The sequence below is a fragment of the Nocardia sp. NPDC051570 genome, assembly GCF_044454005.1.
Classification (GTDB): Bacteria; Actinomycetota; Actinomycetes; order Mycobacteriales; family Mycobacteriaceae; genus Nocardia.
In genome coordinates this window covers 92,248-112,658 of record NZ_JBITDI010000001.1, presented here as the reverse complement: position 1 = coordinate 112,658, position 20,411 = coordinate 92,248, and the positions used below count along the sequence as shown (strand labels likewise).

General features: G+C 69.1%; 18 protein-coding genes. 9 read left to right on the top strand and 9 right to left on the bottom strand.

Annotated features, from left to right (window positions below):
* Positions 1 to 394: 394 nt before the first annotated feature.
* Positions 395 to 622, bottom strand: coding sequence for a hypothetical protein (locus ACIA76_RS00485; RefSeq protein ID WP_397146774.1), 228 nt, complete (start codon positions 620 to 622; stop codon positions 395 to 397).
* A 28-nt stretch (positions 623 to 650) separates the two neighbouring features.
* Here ACIA76_RS00485 and ACIA76_RS00480 point away from each other — a divergent pair, with 28 nt between their 5' ends.
* The 3 genes from ACIA76_RS00480 (at position 651) to ACIA76_RS00470 (ending at position 3,555) form a co-directional block, all read left to right on the top strand.
* Positions 651 to 944, top strand: a complete 294-nt coding sequence (locus tag ACIA76_RS00480; protein ID WP_397146772.1) for an amidohydrolase family protein — start codon at positions 651 to 653, stop codon at positions 942 to 944.
* A 16-nt stretch (positions 945 to 960) separates the two neighbouring features.
* Positions 961 to 2,733 (top strand): FAD-dependent monooxygenase, encoded by a 1,773-nt coding sequence (locus ACIA76_RS00475; RefSeq protein ID WP_397146770.1) that lies wholly within the window; start codon positions 961 to 963, stop codon positions 2,731 to 2,733.
* Between the two features lie 192 nt (positions 2,734 to 2,925).
* Positions 2,926 to 3,555, top strand: coding sequence for a hypothetical protein (locus ACIA76_RS00470; RefSeq protein ID WP_397146768.1), 630 nt, complete (start codon positions 2,926 to 2,928; stop codon positions 3,553 to 3,555).
* Here the strand turns inward: ACIA76_RS00470 and ACIA76_RS00465 are convergent.
* From ACIA76_RS00465 to ACIA76_RS00435, 7 genes are all read right to left on the bottom strand, one after another.
* Positions 3,542 to 4,474 (bottom strand): S1C family serine protease, encoded by a 933-nt coding sequence (locus ACIA76_RS00465; protein ID WP_397147911.1) that lies wholly within the window; start codon positions 4,472 to 4,474, stop codon positions 3,542 to 3,544. The genes ACIA76_RS00470 and ACIA76_RS00465 overlap by 14 nt on opposite strands.
* A 411-nt stretch (positions 4,475 to 4,885) precedes the next feature.
* The gene (locus ACIA76_RS00460) at positions 4,886 to 5,710 is read right to left on the bottom strand and encodes an ESX secretion-associated protein EspG (protein WP_397146766.1); all 825 of its coding nucleotides are present in this window, start codon (positions 5,708 to 5,710) and stop codon (positions 4,886 to 4,888) included.
* A gap of 3 nt (positions 5,711 to 5,713) precedes the next feature.
* A complete protein-coding gene (locus tag ACIA76_RS00455) occupies positions 5,714 to 8,359 on the bottom strand; it encodes a hypothetical protein (protein ID WP_397146764.1) in 2,646 nt (881 codons plus the stop codon).
* Positions 8,356 to 8,769: a hypothetical protein gene (locus tag ACIA76_RS00450; RefSeq protein WP_397146762.1), complete on the bottom strand. Its 414-nt coding sequence runs from the start codon at positions 8,767 to 8,769 to the stop codon at positions 8,356 to 8,358. The genes ACIA76_RS00455 and ACIA76_RS00450 overlap by 4 nt, the downstream gene beginning before the upstream one ends.
* A 265-nt stretch (positions 8,770 to 9,034) precedes the next feature.
* Complete coding sequence (locus ACIA76_RS00445) at positions 9,035 to 9,256, bottom strand: hypothetical protein (RefSeq protein WP_397146760.1); 222 nt, start codon at positions 9,254 to 9,256, stop codon at positions 9,035 to 9,037.
* 143 nt (positions 9,257 to 9,399) lie between these two features.
* Positions 9,400 to 10,779, bottom strand: coding sequence for a metallopeptidase TldD-related protein (locus ACIA76_RS00440; protein ID WP_397147909.1), 1,380 nt, complete (start codon positions 10,777 to 10,779; stop codon positions 9,400 to 9,402).
* A gap of 2 nt (positions 10,780 to 10,781) precedes the next feature.
* On the bottom strand, positions 10,782 to 12,305 hold the full coding sequence (locus tag ACIA76_RS00435) for a TldD/PmbA family protein (protein WP_397146758.1): 1,524 nt from the start codon (positions 12,303 to 12,305) through the stop codon (positions 10,782 to 10,784).
* A gap of 208 nt (positions 12,306 to 12,513) precedes the next feature.
* Between ACIA76_RS00435 and ACIA76_RS00430 the strand changes: the two genes are divergently transcribed.
* A complete protein-coding gene (locus ACIA76_RS00430; RefSeq protein WP_397146756.1) occupies positions 12,514 to 13,191 on the top strand; it encodes a TetR/AcrR family transcriptional regulator in 678 nt (225 codons plus the stop codon).
* Here the strand turns inward: ACIA76_RS00430 and ACIA76_RS00425 are convergent, their stop codons facing one another.
* A complete protein-coding gene (locus tag ACIA76_RS00425; protein ID WP_397146754.1) occupies positions 13,192 to 13,959 on the bottom strand; it encodes a TSUP family transporter in 768 nt (255 codons plus the stop codon). It lies immediately after the preceding gene.
* Between the two features lie 83 nt (positions 13,960 to 14,042).
* On the opposite strand from ACIA76_RS00425, the gene ACIA76_RS00420 reads away from it, so the two are divergent.
* The 5 genes from ACIA76_RS00420 (at position 14,043) to lnt (ending at position 20,173) form a co-directional block, all read left to right on the top strand.
* Positions 14,043 to 15,224: a sensor histidine kinase gene (locus ACIA76_RS00420; RefSeq protein WP_397146752.1), complete on the top strand. Its 1,182-nt coding sequence runs from the start codon at positions 14,043 to 14,045 to the stop codon at positions 15,222 to 15,224.
* A gap of 46 nt (positions 15,225 to 15,270) precedes the next feature.
* Positions 15,271 to 15,930: a response regulator gene (locus ACIA76_RS00415; protein ID WP_397147907.1), complete on the top strand. Its 660-nt coding sequence runs from the start codon at positions 15,271 to 15,273 to the stop codon at positions 15,928 to 15,930.
* An 86-nt stretch (positions 15,931 to 16,016) separates the two neighbouring features.
* Positions 16,017 to 16,499, top strand: coding sequence for an FxsA family protein (locus ACIA76_RS00410; protein ID WP_397146750.1), 483 nt, complete (start codon positions 16,017 to 16,019; stop codon positions 16,497 to 16,499).
* Positions 16,500 to 16,637: 138 nt separating this feature from the next.
* Positions 16,638 to 18,236, top strand: coding sequence for an amidohydrolase (locus ACIA76_RS00405; protein ID WP_397146748.1), 1,599 nt, complete (start codon positions 16,638 to 16,640; stop codon positions 18,234 to 18,236).
* A gap of 152 nt (positions 18,237 to 18,388) precedes the next feature.
* Positions 18,389 to 20,173 carry an apolipoprotein N-acyltransferase gene (lnt, locus tag ACIA76_RS00400; RefSeq protein WP_397146746.1) on the top strand — a complete coding sequence of 595 codons (1,785 nt, stop codon included), beginning with the start codon at positions 18,389 to 18,391 and terminating at the stop codon, positions 20,171 to 20,173.
* Positions 20,174 to 20,411: the final 238 nt, after the last annotated feature.

Below are 20,411 nucleotides of genomic sequence, written 5' to 3'. Positions count from 1 at the left end.
ACCAGCCTAACGAACACGTTCGCTCGCGCCAAGCGGTCGGGCAGTCCGCCCAGGTCGAGGCGTCAGGTTCGTGCGGTAGGCGGGGGCATGCTCACGAATCGTCCCGGTAGAAGGCGCTGAATCGACGGCATCATCCAGTTACGAACTTGTTCGTAACGAATATGTTCGCTAGACTGTGGATGCCAGCACCCCCGCGAGGATCCTTCACCCGCGATCGGCGCATCAACGTCCGGGAGAACCCATCATGTCGACCTTCATTGCCCACGTCAGGATCTTTGACGGCGAACATGTTCGTTCGGAACGTGCGGTCCGGCTCGACGGAGCCGAGATCGTATCCCTCGGCGAGGAGCCCACGGGTGATGCGGACGCCGTCGACGGCCAGGACGGAACGCTGCTACCGGATCTCATCGACGGCCACGTCCACACCTCTCTCGACGGCCTGCGCTTCGCTCGCACCTTTTGTGTGACCACCGAACTGGCGATGCAGGGCTACTGGACTTCGTTGCAGCGCAAGGAGATCGATGTCGACGACGGCCTCGCCGACCTGCGCTCGGCCCGGCTGGGCCTGATGACCGAGGACGGCCATCCGCAGCAGATGGTCGCTGACCTCGACGAACACCATCATCCGCAGCGGCGACTGGACGCCGCCGATGTCGACGCCCGACGAGGCGGTCGCGCACGTGCGGGCAGTGGTCGCCCAGGGGTGCACGGCGCGAGCGTGCACCACGAACTTCGACTGTTGGTCGCCGCGGGGCCTGGCTCCCGTCGAGGCACTGCACGCCGCGACCTTCGTCCCGGCGCGGCGTTTCGACCTGGACGACCGCGGCTGGATCGCGCCCGAGGCGCGCGCCGACCTCGTTCTCGTCGACGGCGATCCGCTACCCGGATCGAGGACAGCCTCTCCCCGCGTGCCATATGGCGCCGGGGCGCAACCCATTTCATGAAATGAAGGAGTACGTCATGACCAATCCCACGACTACCGAATCCACGCCGGTGCTCATCGTCGGCGGCAGTCTGGTGGGTCTCAGTGCCGCGGTGTTCCTGGCCTGGCGGGGTGTGCCGGTCGTGCTGGTGGACAAGCATCGGGGCAGTTCGCTGCATCCCCGCGCGATCGGATACACCACCCGCACGCTCGAGCTGTTCCGCGCCACCGGCGTCGAGGTGCCCGAATCGCTGCAGGGCAATACGCCGCCGCGTCGTGCCCGGGTGGCGAGCCTGGCCGGAACCTGGTTCGAGGAATACCCGTGGACGCCCGGCGGTGCGCGGCCGGATATCGAGTATTCGCCCGTGCGGGCGACGGCCATTCCGCAGGATCGGCTCGAACCCATTCTGCGTGAGCGCGCCCTCGAGCTGGGCGTCGAACTGTGGCTGGGCACCGAGCTGATCGACTTCACCCAGGACGACGACGGGGTGACCGCGGTGCTGCGCCGCCGCGAGGACGGCCATGAATATCGGCTGCGCGCACGGTATCTGGTGGCCGCCGACGGGGCGGGCAGCGGCATTCGCGAGGCGCTCGGCATCGGCCGCCACGGCGAGGGGCTGCTCTCGACCCAGCGCAGCATCCTGTTCACCGCGCCGCTGGATACCTATCTCGTGCACGGCGTTGTGCAGTTCGAGATCGAGCAGCCCGGCTTCCGGACCTTCCTGACCACCTACTCCGACGGCCGCTGGGTCCTCATGCTCGCCGACGATATCGACCGCGACGCGGACGAGCAGCGCGCGCTGGTGCGAAAGGCGATCGGGCGCACCGACATTCCCATCGAACTGATCACCGTCGGCCGCTGGGAGCTGGCCGCGCTGATCGCCGACCGCTTCTCCGCGGGCCGGGTGTTCCTCGCCGGTGACGCCGCCCACCAATTGCCGCCCAACCGTGGCGGATTCGGCGCCAATACCGGCATCGAGGATGCGCACAATCTGGCCTGGAAGCTCGCCGCGGTGCTGTCCGGCGAGGCGGCGCCCGCACTGTTGGACACCTACGACGCCGAACGCCGCGCGATAGCCGAACTGCGACACGAACAGCTGTTCGCCCGCGCGGATTACAAGGCATACCTGAAGACCCCCAAATCCGGTGTGCCGATCCTCGACGACGTCGCCGTCGAACTCGGTCAGCTGTACCGCTCGACCGCGATCCTGGGCACGGACCCCGAGCTGCCCCCGGCGCGGCGGCCCGAGGAATGGGCCGGTCAGCCCGGCACCCGAGCCCCGCATCTGTGGGTCCTGCTGGGCGATAAGGAGATGTCCACGCTGGATCTGTTCGGGCGTGGATGGGTACTGCTGTCCGAGGACGAGCGCTGGGCCGACGCCCTAGTTCGGCCGGGCATCCCGGTGCAGTCGGGTGTCGAGGGGAAACCATTGGAGCCGAGCGCATTCCGTGGCGGCGAGACCCGCCGGTATGCTCCGATGTCGGTGCGGTCGAGCGATTTTCGTGTCGCCGAGGCCCGTCCGGATGCTCTGATGCCGTCCGATCTCCTCGGTCTCGAGGCGAAATCGATGGACCCGAACGTCTTCCGTGCTGCCGATGCCCGGGCAGGCAATCCGTTGTCGTTCGTACATATCGGAGTCGATGCGAAGCCGTTGGAGCCCAACGCGTTCCGTGTCACATATGGGCTCGGGGCAAGTGGTGCGGTTTTGGTACGGCCCGATGGCTATATCGCCTGGCGGGCCGTCGATGCTCCCGCCGATCCCGCGCGAGCCCTGGCCGACGCGCTCCACCTGATCACCTCCGGCGAGTAGCGGCGTTGTCGAAGCACCGCGTCGCGACTTCCCCTCCGGCGCGGTGTCTTTCACCTCGGTACCGCCGCATTCTCGAAAGGAGTGGGCGGTCATGACCACATCCGCCAAACCCGACGACGCCCAGCAGGGTTGTGATCGACTGGTCCGGCATCATCACGACGGCGATGGTCGGCGCGTCGTCCTGGCAGCGACATGGGCGGGCAGTACCTACGCCTGGGGGCGTGGCGGATTCTCACACTCGCCGCGACTGCCGTGGTGCTGCTGGCGGTGTTCGTCGGTGCGCAGCGGCGGGCCGCCGAACCCGTACTGCCGCTTCGCATCTTCACCGGCGGCCGCAACTTCCCGCTGGCCTCTGCACTGCTGGTCGTCGCGGGCGTAGCCATGGTCGGCGGGACGCTCTATCTGCCGCTGTGTCAGCGGACCGTGGAGGGCGCGTCGGCCACCAACTCCGGACTGTTGTTATTGCCCATGATGATCGGCACGGTCATCGCCACCAGTATCGCGGGCACGCTGATGGCCAGGTCCGGGCGGTACGAGATCTTCCCCGTGGTCGGCACGGTCTCACTCACGCTCGGGATGGTCCTGCTGGCAGCGATGGATTCCCATACCTCTCGAATCCTGACCAGTGCCTGTACGGCTCCGAAACCGATGGGAAAGCAACGCATTCGAGGCACCATCCTCGACTTGTGGTGCGCTGGACGAGGATCGACGGCGACGTCGGCGGGTACACTCTCGGCTGCCCGCGCCGTCGTCGTCGAACCGGCTCGAATGCCCTACGCTGCGTGGATATTCGGCCTCTGGTGGGCTGTTACTCCGGGGTGAGTTCGGTGGGGACCGCTATGACGTCGACCATCGCGCCGTTGCGCAGGACGGTCAGGGGGAGTGGTTGGGCGATGGTGTCGGCGAGTAGGTGGCGTCGCAGGCCTTGGGCGTTGTGGACGCGGGTGCGGGCGATGGTGAGGATGAGGTCGCCGCGGCGCAGGCCCGCGCGGTCGGCGGGGGCGTCGCGGACCACCTCGACGATGCGCAGCGCGGTGCGCTGGCCGGTGCGGGTGGCGACCGCGGTGGGAAGCGGTGTGGGGACGCCGACGATACCGAGATAGCCGCGGCGGACCCGGCCCTCGGCGAGCAGGGTGGAGATGATCCGGCGGGTGGTGTCGTTGATCGGAATGGCCAGGCCCACACCGATTCCGGCTACGGCGGTATTGATGCCGACCACTCGGCCGGCCGAATCCGCCAGGGCACCACCGGAATTGCCCGGATTCAGCGCGGCGTCGGTCTGGATCACGTCCTCGATGACGCGGGTCGTGCGGCGGGTGCCGACCGGTACCGAGCGGCCGAGGGCGCTGACCACCCCGGCGGTCACCGATCCGGCCAGGCCGAGCGGGCTGCCCACCGCCACGACGAGCTGCCCGACGACCAGTGCGTCGGCATCGCCGAGCGGTACGGCATCCGGAGCGTCGCCGCGAGCGCGCAGGACCGCCAGATCCGAGAGCGTATCGACGCCCACGACATCGAATCGGCCCTCGGCGCCGTCGGCGAAGACGATCGTTCCGGTATTCGCCGATCCGACCACGTGCGCATTGGTAAGCAGGAATCCGTCATCGGTGAAGACCACCGCGGATCCGCCGCCGCGTCCGGTCTGCACGCTGGCGACATGCGGCGTCACCGCGCGGGCGACCGATATGACCGTGCGGGAATAGGCGTCCAGAGCCGCCGCATCGGTCGCCCCGCCGAGCAGCTCCGCACTGACTGAATCGCCCTGACCTTCAGCGTCGTCCGCCACGGCGACCACCACCTCTGATTACAGGATTACAGCATTGCTGTACTCCAGGATCCACCGCCGATCCGGTTCCGCCAGTCTGTTCGCCGGTAGCGCAAATGCGAGCGGACGCTGACCGGATTCCGACCGTCAATGGCCATTGGGTATCGCCAGCGCTCCGACCCGCACATCCGGCTCGGGAGATTTCCATCCTGCTCACGCGGATCTCTCCTGGTTCGGGCCTGATCGATAGCCGCACCGACCTCAGCACATGGATGACTTGGGAGGGGCCAGCCGCCGCCAAGTGTCAGGCCTTCGGGATATCACCCGGTCCCAGGTCGGCCCGGGTGCTCCCGGCCGGAGGACGAGTGTGGAATCGCTGGGGATGGTTCAGGTTCGGCGGATTACCGGGGCCGGGGCGGTGGGTGGGAGAGGGGGATGGGGGAGGTCGGGGGTGTCTTCGATGTATTCGCGGTATTCGGTGAGGGCGTGGTCGAGCAGGCGGGTGAGGGTGGATTGGAGGGCTCGGGGTTCGGCGGGGCGGACGGTGAGGGTGCGGGTGCCGGTTTCCAGGTAGCGGCCGTCGGCGTCGATGTCGTACCAGCGCAGGGTGCCGACCTTGCGGGGTTGGCGGTTGCCGATGTGGCGGGGGCCGCGGAAGACCGTGATGACCCCCGCGCCGGTGGCGGGGCGGCGGACCAATCGGCGATAGCGTTGCAACGGAGTGGATTCGCCCGAATAGCGCAGGACAGGCTGGTTCTCGGGATACAGGTCGGCGGCGCCGAAGGCCTCCGGGGGGTGGGTGCCGGGTGGGCAGGGCGGGAGCAGTGTGAGCAGGTGGGCGGGTAGCTGTTCGGCGGGGATGATGGTCAGTTCGATATGGGTCTGCCGGGTGAACTGCAGGGCGAGTGCGGCGTGCCGATCGTGGCGGGCGGCGGCCACCCGCACGGGCCCGGATTCGTCCGAGACGCCGTGGATTTCGGCCCATGCCTCCGGCGCGGTGAGGACCGTGAAGGCCCGGCGGAGCAGGTCGGCCTCGTTCCAGCTCAACCGGCCGTGTTCGGAGTATTCGTGGCGGGCCTCGGCCCAGTATCGGTCGCGCTCTGTGACATGGCTGAACCTGGACAGATAGTCGAGCGGATAGAGCATCCGATCGTTCGCCGGGCCGTACCAGAGCGCCGCGAACTCCTCCGAGTCGAACGACCAGGTTGCCATCGCCTACTCGCCGATCGTGGGCGGGACGATCTGATCCTTATCCGGCTCCGAAGTGGGCGCCTCGCGCCGCATCCGGACCTTCTTACCGCGCCGATCCCGATCACCGAGGAACCGCAACCGGATTCGCGGCGGCCGGTGCTGATCGTCGTGGTGCCCGACGGTGCCATCATGCGTGAGATGCGCGGCCGCGGCACCGACGACCCCCGCGGCCGCGGGTCCAGCCTCCGGCATGATGTCGGGTGGCGGAACGGAGATGCCCGCGGGGTTGTGCGGTGGATGGGGCGCATTCGGCGGGTGTGGGACACCGGGGCCGGGTTTCGGCATCGGGGTGTGCGGCGGTCCCGGCTGTGCCGGGCCGGGAGGCGCACCGGTGCCGACCGACGGCGAATGTGACGGTGGTACAGGCGGATTCGGTGCCGGGGGCGTCGGTGTCGAGGGTGGCACCGGTGGGCTCTGCACGGAGAGAGGTGGCATCGGGGACGTCGCTCCCGGTGCGCCGACTGCGGCCGGGACCGGCGGTGTGGGTAGCGGCGGCGGGATATGCGGCACCACGCCGGTGGTCGACTGGAGATTCGGAGCGGGAGTGGACCAGGTGGGGCCCGGTGCCGCCGCCCGGCCCGCATCGGCTCCCGCCGGTGCGCCGCCCGAGCCGGGGGCCTGCGGGGTATTCGTCTGAGCGCGAGGCGAATCCGCCGCTGCGGATCCGGAACCTGTCGCATCGGGCGTGGCACCGCCGGAGGGTGTATTCGTCGGGGCGGCCGCGATATTCGGCGCGCCGGAAGACGGTGCGCCGGTCGGGGGATTGCTCAGCGGCGACGTGGTCTGCGTCCCAACGGTATTCGATGTCGAACCGAGCGGCGCAGCCGATGGGACGTTCGAACCCGGTGCCGAGGTGGGGGTGGGTGTGCTCGCCTGTGGCTGAGGTGAACTCGGCGAGGGCGAAGTGGATGCGCCGGGGGTCGATGAGGTGGGCGGCACGTCCGGGGCGCCGGTATGCGATGTTCCCTGCGACAGGGGGATAGCCAGGGGTGCGGGCGAATTCGCCCCGGGAAGGTTTGGGGCGGGCGTGGTGATGCCGGACGTCGATGCGGCCGGGGGGATGTTCGGAGTCCCGGTGTGGGGTGTTCCCGGCGATAGGGGGATCGGCGGGTTCGACGTGGAGAAGGGTGTGGTCGCGCTCGTTCCGGGCGTCGATGAGCTGGATGGGAGGTTCGGTATGCCGGGGTGTGGTGTTCCCGCGGTGACGGGAATCGGTTGAGGTGTGGGTGAGTTCGGGGTGGGGAACGAGGTGGGCGTGCTGGTGCCGAGTGCCGGTGAGGTAAATGGGAGGTTGGGGGCTCCGGTGTGTGGCGTGAGGGGGGACGTGGGAATGGCTTGGGAGGTGAGGGAATTCGGAGTGGGTGGGGGTAAGGGAGAGTTCGGTTGGGGCGTGCCGGTGTTGTGTGAGAAGTCCGGGGTGTGGCCGAGCGGGGTGGCGGCGCTGGGTGCTGTGGCTAAGGGGAGTGGGTGGTCGGAAGAGGGGAGGAGGGGAGAAGTCGTGGAGGAGGGGATGGTGGATGTGGCGGTCGGGACCGTGGGGGTGTCGTGGTGGGGCGCGAGATGGTCTGTGCCGCTGGGGGTTTCGACCGTCGTGTGAGAGGTCGGGTCGGTGGTGGGCGACTGTGTGGCGGCCGGGTCGGGTGGGGTCGCATGGGTGAATGCGGTGGGCTCGGCCGTGGTGCCGTTGTCGGAGCGTGTCGCGGGGACGTCGTGTGGTGCGGATGAGGGCGACCACAGCGCGTCGCCGTGGTGCGCGGAGGTGGTGGTCGGGGTGCCGCTGTGATGCGGGGAGGTCGTGCCGGTGCTGGCCGAAGTGTCGGTGAAGTATGCGGGGGCGGTCGAATCGCCGTGGGGCAGCGGGCCGGACAGGGATGTGGACAGGCCTGTGATCGGAGGCAGCGGTGGGTGGTGGGCGCCGGGATGTTCGGGCTTGTCGCTGGTTGTCGGGTCCGCGTCGGGGTCGGAGAGGGTGCCGGTGGGCTGATTGCCGTTATGTCCGAACAGCGCGCTGACGGGTTCGTCGCGGTGGTTCGTCGCGGGGGTGGTCTCCGACTGGTCGCTGGAGGGTGATGTGGCGGAAGCGGATTCGGCCGTGGACAGCGCAGGCGGGAAGGTGGGGAGTTTGGCGGACTGGTCGGTGAAGGGGACGACATAGCGTTGGTGCATGACCTGGCGGGCGTCGTCCTGGGCCTTCTGGGCGGCGCGGGATTGGGTGTCGTAGCCGGTGGGATCCTGTTTCGGATCGGCGGTCGGGGTGACGGGCTCGGGGATGTACGACTTGGTGGTGAGCGCGGCTCGAGCGGTGTCGGCGACGACTCGGCCGGTCTCCTCGAACAGGTCGTCCAGGCCCGCGGCGTGGTCGGTGTAGTCGGTGAGGGTGGTCATCGCGGCGTCGGCGGCCGCGCCGGTCCAATGTCCGTCGACGGCGGTGCGCACGGCGCGGAGCAGTTCGGCGGTGGAATCGCGCCAGTGCGTCTGCGCCTGCCCCCACGCGGCGACCACATCGGAGCTGTGGTCGGCGACGGTGTGGAACGCGTCGTAGATCTGGCGGTGGGTCAGCGCGTCGACATTCTCCGGATCGGTGATCGCGGGCGGGTCGTAGTCGGTCATGCCGCGCTCCCGGACTGCTGGGCCGTCTCGGCCGCGCGCAGACCGGCGGCGAAGTCGGCATCGGTCTGCCGAAGGCGTTCACGGATGGTGTGGAACAGAGTCTGCAAATCGTCGGCTACCTGCCAGTGCTGCTGCAGGATCGCCTCGGCGCTGGCGGGTCCGCCCGCCGCCTTCTCCCGGAAGCGTTGCGCCAGTACGCGTGCCGAGGTGAGGACGGCGGCCTGTTCGCCCAGCCCCCACGATATGTGTCCGGAGATCGTGCGGGTGAGCTGCTGGATGGCCTCGATATCGGATTTGCGTCGACGCATCGCCCGATCGAGGGTCAGGAACGCCTGCGGGTCCGCCCGCAGCGAAACCGCCCCCGCCTGGGCCTGTTCGATCAATGGACCGAATCCGCCACTGTGTTCCATGTCGTCCCCGCCTCGACTGTGCCTGTTATGTGATCGCTTGGACGCACCCGCGGCTCACACGGTTCCCGTCGATCTCGATATTCCCGAAAGCTCTTGTGCGCCAGGGAATTCACGCACTGCATCCGGAGGGTATCGGCGGCGCGCACGGCGTCGTATTCGAACCGGTGGGGCGATTCTGTCATACGGGCGGCGGCCGCGATACCCGATGCGCGGATCGAACCGCGGCGGCGTGATCCACGGGCAACGGCATCGAGCGGCCCGTGGTTCAGTGATCCTCGGCGCGCGTCCGACGATGCCGCAGCCACTGATCGATCTTGTCGAGGCTCCCGCTGCAGACGGCCGCACCGTTATCGTCGAACAGGCTCCATCCATAGGGCGGGCCCGGTTCGCGCCGGACGCGCCATGCCGGTCCGGCCTCGGATTCGATGGCGCACAGCCACTGCCGGATCGACTCGGGTTCATGGGAGTGATCCGGTTGCGAGGTCACCGCGGGCCCATCCCGGAATCGCGGGCCTGGCCGGCGGTCGGGCACACGGTGTGAATCTTATCCGCGCGAACCCGGACCGCGGTGCCGTTTGGCCCGGATGCGCCAGTGGAGTTATCGCTCAGCGCACGAGGCGTCCGCGGCACCTAGGTGGCCCGACTGACCGAGGACATGTGGAAGTCGGGGATACGCAACGGCGGCATGGCCGTTCGGGTGAACCAGTCCTTCCACTCGCGCGGCAGCGTGACCTCGGTGGCTCCGGCCTCGGTGACCCGGCGCAGCAGATCCACCGGAGACTCGTTGAAGCGGAAGTTGTTCACCGCGGCGGTCACCTCGCCGTCCTCGACCAGATACACCCCGTCCCGGGTCAGACCCGTGAGCAGCAGCGTGGCCGGATCGACCTCGCGGATGTACCACAGGCAGGTCAGCAGCAGGCCGCGCTCGGTGCGGGCGACCATATCGTCGAGCGAGGCCTGCGATCCGCCGGACATCACCAGGTTCTCGCCCGGAAGCGTGACCGGGACACCGAATTCGGCGGCCGTGGCGCGCGGATAGACCAGCGCATCGATGACGCCGTCGCGGAGCCAGTCGACCCGCCCCGCGGACAGGCCGTTGTCGAAGATCGAGAGCGATTCCGAGGATGACGAGGTCGCCACGAACGGCCGGTATTCCAGGCCGGGCGCGGCCGGATCGGAATACAGCGTCAGCGGAATGTCGGTGAGCCGCTCGCCGATTCGGGTGCCGCCCGCTCGCGAGAACGCGGTATGCCCCTCCTGCGCGCCGCGGCCCTCCATCTCCCACATCATGTAGATCAGCAGATCCGCCACCGCCGACGGCGGCAGCAGCGTCTCGTACCGTCCGGCGGGCAGTTCGACGCGGCGCTTGCACCAGTCCAGCCGCCGGTTCAGCTCGCCGAGCAGTCCCGGCACATCGATATCGGCGAAATCGACCGTGCCCGCGCCGACCCAGGCGCTGGCCGCCGAGGCGGATTCGCCGCGCTTGCCGTTGATTTCGATCGAGCCGGTCGGCTGGGTCCAGCGGCGGCGCACGCCCGTGGAGGTGCCCAGCCAGGTGGTGTGCAGCTGATGGTGGGCGAAGCCGTAGAGCCGATCGGCGCCGTCGAATCCGGTGGCCAGATCCCTCGCCACCTCGGTGAAGACCTCGATGCCGGTCGCGGCCGATGCCTGCGACCAGTCGGGCCCGGCCACGGAGTCGGGCGCCAGCAGTGGCATCGCATCCCGCGCCGGTTCGGCGCTCGCGGCCGCCTCCTCGCTGGCGCGCACCACGGCCTCGATATCGCCGGGTTCGACGCCGGTCGCGCTGACGCTGCCGACCCGGGCCCGATTCGGCCCCTCGCGGAACACCGAGACGACCGCCCAGTCTCGTGAGATCGAGGAACCGTTGGTGGTCATGGAGTTTCCGGCCCAGCGCAGCGATGCCTCGTGCGCGTCGGTGACGATCACGATCGCCTCGTCCGCGCGGGAGGCGGCCAGCGCCCGTTCCACGACCTCGCCGCCGTGCAGCACCGTCACCGCCCCGCCTCCGTCCGGGTGTTGAGAATGTTGACCCCGCGCACCAGCACCGACGGGCAGCCGTGACTGACCGCGGCGACCTGACCCGGTTGCGCTTTACCACAATTGAACGCACCGCCCAGCACCCAGGTGGACGGGCCGCCGACGGCCTCCATCGAACCCCAGAAGTCGGTGGTGGTGGCCTGATAGGCGACATCGCGCAGCTGACCGGCGAGCTCTCCGTTGCGGATGCGGAAGAAGCGCTGGCCGGTGAACTGGAAGTTGTAGCGCTGCATATCAATCGACCAGGACTTGTCGCCGAGGATATAGATGCCGTCCTCGACCCGGGAGATGAGTTCGGCGGTGCTGGTGTCGGCGGCGGGATCCGGTTGCAGCGAGACATTCGCCATCCGCTGGATGGGCACGTGATGGGCGGAGTCGGCGTAGGAGCAGCCGTTGGAGCGGTCCAGGCCCAGCCGCGGGGCGAACACCCGGTCGAGCTGATAGCCGACCAGGACGCCGTCGCGGATCAGATCCCAGCGCTGCCCGGCCACACCCTCGTCGTCGTAACCGGTGGTGGCCAGGCCGAATTCCTGGGTGCGGTCGCCGGTGACATGCATGATCGGCGTGCCGTAGCGCAACGTGCCGAGCTGGTCGGGGGTGGCGAAGGAGGTTCCGGCGTAGGCGGACTCGTAGCCGATGGCCCGGTCGTATTCGGTGGCGTGGCCGATGGATTCGTGAATGGTCAGCCACAGGTTGGTGGGATCGATGACCAGATCGGTGGGGCCGGGGGCGACCGTGGGCGCCTTGACCTTCTCGGTGAGCCATTCGGGGATCCGGGCGAGTTCGCCGGACCAGTCCCAGATTCCGTCGGCGCCGGTGACGTACTCCCAGCCGCGTCCAGCCGGAGCGGCCAGGGTGCGCATCGTCTCGAAGACGCCCGCGGACGGGTCGACGGTGACGGCCTCCAGCTGCGGATGCAGCCGCACCCGCTGCTGGGTGATCGAGGAGCCGGCGGTGTCCGCGTAGAAGACCTGCTCCTTGACCTGCAGCACCGAGGCGGTGACGTGGTCCACGCCGTCGGCGGCCGACAGCCGCTCCGAATAGTCCTGCAGCAGCGCCACTTTCTCCGGCGTCGGCACGTCGAACGGATCGACCGCGTACGACGACACCCACCGCGCGTCGTGGATCGGCTCGTCGGCCAGCTCCACCCGCTCCCGATTGAGTGCGCGCAGCGTGGTCGCGACCGTCACCGCGCGGCGCGCGACCTCGGCGGCGGTCGCGGGCGACAGCTCGGCGTGCGAGGCGAAGCCCCACGTGCCGTCGACGATCACCCGGACCGCGAAGCCGAGATCGGTGGCGTCGGTGACGGATTCGACGCGGCCGTCGCGCAGCCGGATCGACTGGGTGACCAGCCGGTGTACGCGCAGGTCGGCATGTTCGGCGCCGGCGGCGCGCGCCGCGGTGAGCGCGGCGTCGGCCAGCTGGGCCAGCGGTAGCGCGCGGAACTGCTCGTCCACGTCCCGGGTAGCGATGCTCACCTCGAACACGCTAATTGCTGGCGAAGACTTCCATCAACATGATCGTGATTCCGGTCGGAAAGATCTTAGGGGAGTGCGACTGCGACACGCCGTGCAAACATGCAACGAGTGCAAACATGCACGAAATGCGGGATGGCGCAGCATGAAACGCGCGCGCCACACGCTGCCTACCGCGTGTATCTCGATCAATGCCGTACTGTCTGCCCGCGTGCCGCCATCCGCTCTTCGTGATCGCAAGCGAGAACGCACCCGCCGAGCCATCCTCGAGTCCGCCGTCGAACTGTTCGAAACCCGCGGCTATGAGGCGACCACCGTCGCCGACATCGCCGCGACGGCCGAGGTGGGCACGCGGACGTTCTTCAACTACTTCGAGAGCAAAGAGGAGTTGCTCTTCCCCGAACCCGACGACCGGGTCCGGGCCGCCGTGCACGCCATCGCGACCCGCCGCCCGGACGAGCGTCCCGTCGAGGTGTTACTGCGTGCGCTGCGTGCGGCCGGCGACAATCCCGGCGAGCATATCGGCGACGATCTGGCCGCCCGCATCGCGGTGCTGCGCGGACAGGTCTCGCGCACGGTGCCCGCGGTGAGCGGGCGCGCCGCGCATGCGCAGCTGGCCGCGCAGCAGGAGATCGCCCGGCAGTTGCGGATCGCCTTTCCGGACGAACTCGACGATGTCGGCGCGGCCGCACTGGTCGGCGCGGTGGTGGGCGCGGTGTCCGGTGCGCTCACCGTGCTGTTCTCCGGCCGCCACGCCCTCGAGGACGGCGACCGGTTGCACCACAAGATCCGCGAGACCACCTCGCGCGTGCTGGCCCCCTGGCTCGCCGAGCCGCCCACCGCGGCCAATCGCCCCGTTCGGCAGGTGGCCGCCGAGGTGCGTTGCTGATCAGCCGAATTGCTGCCAGCCCAGCCGAATCACCATGGTCACCACCACGACCAGCAACACCACGCGCACGAATCCCGCGCCGCGGGCCAGCGCCATCCGCGAGCCGACGATCGCGCCCGCGATATTGCCCACGGCCATGGCCAGTCCCAGGGCCCAGATGACATGACCGGTCGCGCCGAGAAAGATCAGCGAGCCGAGATTGGATCCGCAGTTGATCACCTTGGCCATCGCGGCCGCGCGGACGAATTCGGTGCCGAGCAGCGTGGCGAAGGTGATGATGAGGAAGGTGCCGGTGCCGGGCCCGAGCAGTCCGTCGTAACCGCCGACCAGTCCGGCCGCCAGCGCCACCACCAGGATGGTCTTGCGCCGGGTCGGCGGATGGGTGGCCATGGTGACGCCGATCGAGGGACGTAGCGTCACGAACAGCGCGACACCGACCAGCACCACCATCACGATCGGAATGAAGAATCGGCGATCGATCAGCCCGACCGCGGCCGATCCGAGACCCGCGGTGACCGCGGCCAGCGCCGCGCCCGGCAGCAGCAGCCGCCAGCGCATCGGCACCTTGCTCGCGAAGGTCACGGTCGCGGCGCTGGTCCCGCAGAGCGCGGCGAGCTTGTTGGTGCCCAGCGCCGTCTGCGGGGCGAGGGTCGGCGCCACCAGGAGCAGCGTGGGCAGAATGATCAGTCCGCCGCCGCCGACCACGGCGTCGACCCAGCCGGCCGCGGTCGCCGCCGACACCAGCGTGGCCCACTCTGCGAAATCCACGAGGCGAGACAATCAGATAGCGGATGAATCCGGCAAATCGTCGGGTACCGCGGCGGAACGGGTGCTGCGCATAGGCTGATCGGGTGCGTCGATTCAGCCTCTGGCTCCGCGGCAAACCCATGGTCGCCGATTCGATCCTCGCCTGGGCGATGCTGGTGCTGGACGTGGTGGCGGTGCACAACAGCGCCCATATCGCCGCGGATCTGGTGATGGCCGTGGTGATTCCGGTGCCACTGGTGTTCCGGCGGATGTATCCGCGGGCGGCCGCGGTGTCGCTGCTGGCGATGTCGTTGACCGCGTCGGTGGTCAGCTACGCCCTGCATCACGAGCCCGACTATCCCGCACTCCTGGGACTGGGCATCATGCTCTACACCCTGGTCGCCTATGTGGGCCGCCGCGATGGGCTGATCTATCTGGCGGGCCTGGCCGTCGACGCGCTGCTGTCGGTCACGGTGGCGGGGCAGCCGGTCGGTTCGACCGTGGCGGTCCTGGTCCTGTACTACGCGCTGTGCTGGACCCTGGCCGAATTCCTCGGCGCCCGCCACGCCTACGACCGCGAGGTCGCCGCGCGGCTGGCCGTGGCCGACTACGACCGCGAACGCGGTGCGCACGAGGCGGTTTCGGCCGAACGCACCCGCATCGCGCGCGAGCTGCACGATGTGATCGCGCATGCGGTGAGCGTGATCATCGTGCAGGCCCACGGGGCCAAGTTCGCGCTGCGCCGCGATCCGGATACCGCCGAACAGGCATTGACCACCATCGCCACCACGGGCCGGGAGGCGCTGCGCGAACTGCGCCGCACGGTCGCGCTGTTGCGCATCGAACACGCCCCCGAACAGCTGCCCCAGCACGGCACGGCCGGTCTGGCCAAGGTGGTGGAGATGATGCGCAACGCCGGACTGGTCGTGGAATTGGAGCTGACCGGCGAGCTCGACGAGGTGACTTCGGAGGTCAGCCTGGGCGTGCACCGGATCGTGCAGGAGTCGCTGACCAACACCTTCCGCCATGCCGGAACCGATCCGAAGGCGTGGGTGCGGGTGCGCCGGCGCGCGGACGATGTGCTGATCGAGGTGGTCGACTCGGGCCTGCCCGGCGGCGGTGACACGGTCGGCGCGCGCAACGGAATCACCGGCAGCGGACTGGGATTGGTCGGTATGCGGGAGCGGGTCGCGGTGCTCGGGGGCACGCTGGAGGCGGGCCGGCGGCCCGAGGGCGGCTGGCGGGTGCGGGCCACCATCCCGCTGGCCCGCGAGGGGGCCGAGTGAACCCGGGGCGCGCGATCGGCGCGACGTGCCCACTAGATTGATGACCGTGCCGATCACCGTTCTCGTTGTCGACGACCAGGAATTGATGCGGGCCGGGCTGAAGATGGTCCTCGGCGCGCACCCCGATGTGGAGGTGGTCGGCGAGGCCGATAACGGGGCCGCGGCGGTACAGCGGACCCGCGAGCTGATCCCCGATGTGGTGCTCATGGATGTGCGGATGCCCGTCGTCGACGGCGTGACCGCGACCGCGCAGATCATCGAATCCGGGTGCGGCAGCCGGGTTCTGGTGATGACGACATTCGATCTGGACGAGCATGCGCTGGGCGCGCTGCGGGCCGGGGCCAGCGGATTCCTGCTCAAGGACACCCCGCCGGAGGATCTGATCTCGGCCATCCGCAGCGTGGCCGCCGGGGATGCGGTGGTCTCGCCGAAGGTGACCAAGCGGCTGCTGGACCGGCTGATCGTCGAGGATCCGGCCGGGATGCGCGATCCGGCGATGCTCGACGTGCTGACCGCGCGGGAGCGGGAGGTGCTCGAGCAGATCGCCGCGGGCCGCTCCAACGCCGAGATCGCCGGTGAGCTGTATCTGTCCGAGGCGACGGTGAAAACCCATGTCGGCCGGGTGCTCACGAAACTGGGGCTGCGCGACCGCGTACAGGCTGTGGTGCTGGCCTATGAGACCGGGCTGGTGCGGCCGGGCGCCTGAGTTCTCAGGCACACCTCAGCCTGCTCGGGAGAAAAACCGGACACTCCGACGTTGGATCGGGTAGGAAGTCGCGGAAAGGACCCGTCATGCCCGCCCTGTTGTTCGTCCTCTATCTGGTCGCCGAGGTGGCCACCCTGGTCGTGGTCGGCCATTTCCTGGGTGTCGTGCCGACGATTCTGCTGCTCATCGCCGGTTCCGCGCTCGGACTGATCCTGGTCCGCGCCCAGGGCCGCAAGGTCTTCGATCAATTCCGCCGCGCGAGCCGCGGCGAGATCGCGCCCGGTACCGCCGTCGCCGACGGCGCCCTCGTCGCCGCGGGCGGGGTTCTGATGTTCGTGCCCGGCCTGCTGACCTCGGTCGTGGGCCTGCTGTTCCTGCTCCCCACCCGGGCCCTGCTGCGGCCGGTGCTCACCGCGTTCGCCGCGCGCCGCGTGGGGCGGCTGGCCACGGCCGCCCGGTACCACGGTGTCGTGGTCGATCCCTCCGGCGATGTGGTCGACGGCGTCGTGGTCCAGCAGTACTACGACGACGGTCAGGGCGACGCGCACCGCATCCTCGAGCAGCGATGACCCTGTGGTCGGCCCGGCGGCCGACGACAGGGACATAGGGGAGCCCGCATCTCGACATGGGGGAGGCCCGCGTCAGGACGACGGGGACATGGGAGGCCCGCATGAGCAGGCCTGCGGCGGCTGGCAAACTCGACAGTCGTGAGTACCCAGTTACTGATCGGTGGTCGGATCTACAGTGCCAGTTCTCCCGATGCGACCGCGATGGCGGTCACCGACGGGATGGTGGTGTGGGCGGGGGCCGATCGGCCGGGGCGGGCGTTGTATCCCGAGGCCGAGATCGTCGAGCTGGACGGGGCGTTCGTGGCTCCCGGATTCGTGGATCCCCATGTGCATGTGACCGGATTCGGCCTGCAGCTGATCGGATTGGATCTGGCGGGGGCGCGTTCGCTGGCGCAGTGTCTGGAGCTGATTCGCGACTATGCGGCCGGCCATGACGATGTGGTCCTGACCGGGCAGGGGTGGGACGAGACGGACTGGCCCGAGCAGCGCCCGCCGACGCTCGCGGAGATCGACGCCGCGGTCGGGCCGGGGCGGATGGCGTATCTGGTTCGGGTGGACGTACATTCGGCCGTGGTGTCGACGCCGATGCTCGAGGCGGTGCCGCAGGCGCGCACCGCTACGGGGTACACCGCCGGGGAGCCGCTGCGCGCGGCGGCGCATCATCTGGTGCGCCAGACCATGATCGAGCGGCTCGACCGGGCCCAGCGCGACCGGGCTCGCAGTGCGGCGCTCGATCATGCCGCCGCCTACGGGGTGGTGGCGGTCCACGAATGCGCGGGGCCGGAGATCTCCGGGCGCGCCGATGTGGCCGAATTGCTGGAATTCCAGCACGGTGTCGAGGTGCGCGCCTACTGGGGCGAGGCCGTGCGCAGTGGTGACGAGGCCGCGGCGCTGGTGCGCGAATTGGGTGTGCACGGCCTGGCGGGCGATCTGTTCGTCGACGGATCGATCGGCTCACGCACCGCGTGGCTGCGCGCGCCGTATGCCGACGGCGGTGTCACCGGGGTCAGCTATCTGGATGTCGATGCCGTCGCCGCGCATGTGCGCGCCTGCACGGAGGCGGGTCTGCAGGCCGGTTTCCATGCCATCGGCGATAGTGCGATCGACGCTGTCGTCCAAGGGTTTTCCCGGGTCGCCGCCGAGGTCGGCGCGCCCGCGCTGGCCGCCCGCGGCCATCGACTCGAACATGCCGAACTGCTCGATGCCGACCATATCGCCCGGCTCGCCGAATACGGCGTCATCGCCAGCGTGCAGCCCGGCTTCGACGCCGCATGGGGCGGATCCGACGGTATGTACGCCCGGCGATTGGGAGCCGAGCGTGCGGCGGCGCTGAATCCGTTCGCCGCCATGGCCGCCGCGGGCGTCGCGCTGGCCATCGGATCGGACGCACCTGTCACCGCCCTGAATCCGTGGGAGGCCGTGCGCGCGGCCGCGCATCATCGCACTCCCGGTCACCAGATCTCGCCGCGCGCGGCCTTCTCGGCCGCCACCCGCGGCGCCTGGCGCGCGGGCGGGGTCCGTGACGGCATCGCGGGCACCCTGGTCCCCGGCGCGCCCGCCTCCTATGCGGTCTGGGACGCAACCGAATTGGTGGTCGCCGCGGCCTCGGACAAGGTGCAGCGCTGGTCCACCGATCCGCGCTCGCGGGTCCCGGGCCTGCCTCGCCTCGATCCTGGCACGCCCGCGCCGACCTGCCTGCGCACGGTGCATCGTGGTGCGGTCGTATACGAGGCCTGAGATCCACCGGGCACGTCGCCCCTTCTTGTCCCTGGTCAGGACATACCACCCGAGTGGGACAGTGGCGATGATGGTCCGTAGCATCGAGCTGTGCTGAGGTCGACGCCGCTGGTGGGAGAGACGGTGGGGGCCGTATTCGGGGTGGGACGGCGATGAGCGATCCGCGGGTCGATTCGGCCGAGCGGCGCGAGGATTCGAGCGTGCCGGGGCCCGTGGGCCGTGGCTCGAGGGTCGTCGGCCGGGCCGTGGCGCTGTGGGATCGGTTCCCCGTGATCGGACGGTCGGCGGCCGCCATCGTGGCCGGACTGCTGATCTTCGCCAGCTTCCCGCCGCGCACCTGCTGGTACCTCGCGCCGCTGGGGATCGCGCTGCTGACCCTCGTGGTCCGCGGAAACGGCCGCCTGCGCGGCGGATTCGGCTACGGCATGCTGGCGGGCCTGGGGTTCTTCGTGCCGCTACTGCCGTGGACGGGGATCTACGTGGGTCCGGTGCCGTGGCTGGGTTTGTCGACGGTATGCGCGGTGTACGTGGGCCTGTTCGGATTGCTGGCGCGGCTGGTGAGTGCGCTGCCCGGTTGGCCGCTGTGGGTGGCGACGATGTGGACGCTGACCGAATGGATCCGCTCCAGCTTCCCGTTCGGCGGATTCCCCTGGGGCAGGCTGGCATTCGGCCAGGCCGACGGCTGGTATCTGCCCCTGGCGATGATCGCGGGCGCACCCGGAGTGAGCTTCGCGGTCGCCGTGACCGGAACCCTGTTGGCGGCATTGCTGATTCGGCTGCGCCCGCGACCCGTTGACCTCGGTTCCCGGCAGCTCGCAGACCTCGGTTCCCGGCAGCTCGCAGACCTCGGTTCCCGGCACGCTCTTCGCCGGGACTGGCGTGGAATTACTGCTCTCGCAACACTTGTGGCTATCATCCTGGGTACCGGAGCGATCCTTCGGGCCGCGCTGCCCGCCCCGGATGACGGAGACCGGCTGATCACGGTCGCCGCGGTCCAGGGCAGCGTGCCGCGTCTGGGATTGGACTTCAACTCGCAGCGCCGCGCGGTGCTCGACAATCACGTGCGCCGCACCGAGGAGCTGGCCCGCGCCATCGACGCCGGACGGGCCCCGCGGCCGGATGTGGTGATCTGGCCGGAGAATTCGTCCGATATCGACCCTTTGCGCAATTCCGACGCCGCGGCGGAGATCACGGCCGCCTCCCAGCTCATCCACGCCCCGATCCTGGTCGGCGCGGTGCTGGTGAACGCCGACGACACCACGACCAATTCGGTGCTGGTCTGGGACGGCGATCGGGTCGGCGAGCGACACGATAAGAAGATCATCCAACCGTTCGGTGAGTATCTGCCCTTCCGGGGATTCTTCCGGCATTTCTCCCAATACGCCGATCGGGCAGGGTATTTCGTGCCCGGCCACGGCGACGGCGTCGTACACGTGCGGCCCGCGCGGGGCGGCGCGCCGGTCGCCATCGGCGTGGCCACCTGCTACGAGGTCGCCTTCGACCGCGCCTTCGAGGATTCCCTGCGCGCGGGCGCCCAGCTGCTCACCGTGCCCACCAACAACGCCACCTTCGGTCGCAGCGAGATGACCTATCAGCAGCTGGCCATGTCGCGGGTGCGGGCCGTCGAACACGGCCGGGCCCTGGTGGTTTCGGCCACCACCGGCGTGAGCGCGATCATCACCGCCGACGGCGCCGTCGCGCAGCAGACCCCACAGTTCGTTCCCGCCGTGCTCGAGGCGTCGCTGCCGCTGCGCCACACCACGACACTTTCGACGCGTTTCGGACCTCTTCCTGAGAGAATCTTGTGTATTGTGGCCGCGATCGTTGTTGTGATTGCGGCTATTCGGCGGCGAACCTCGCGGCCGACCCACCTGGTGAATGAGGGCGCCATCGGCGGCCGGGTGAGCGGATGGCCGCACGCGAAAACTCCCCGGTAAGCACACATTTCGGACACCCCTGGATCGGCACGGTACGTGTGTGTCGGTCACTGTCGTCATGCGCTGTTCGCCGTAACATAGCTGAATCGCCGGATCGTTCTGGCATACTCCCTGCCGTAACTCGTTTGTCTGCTCTTTCTCTACGAACACAACGTTTGCGGTGAGGTAGCGAGCTAAATCTGGTCTCCGCCAACGTCGTTCGAAATGAAACAACTCGAGCACGTTACCGATCCGGCCG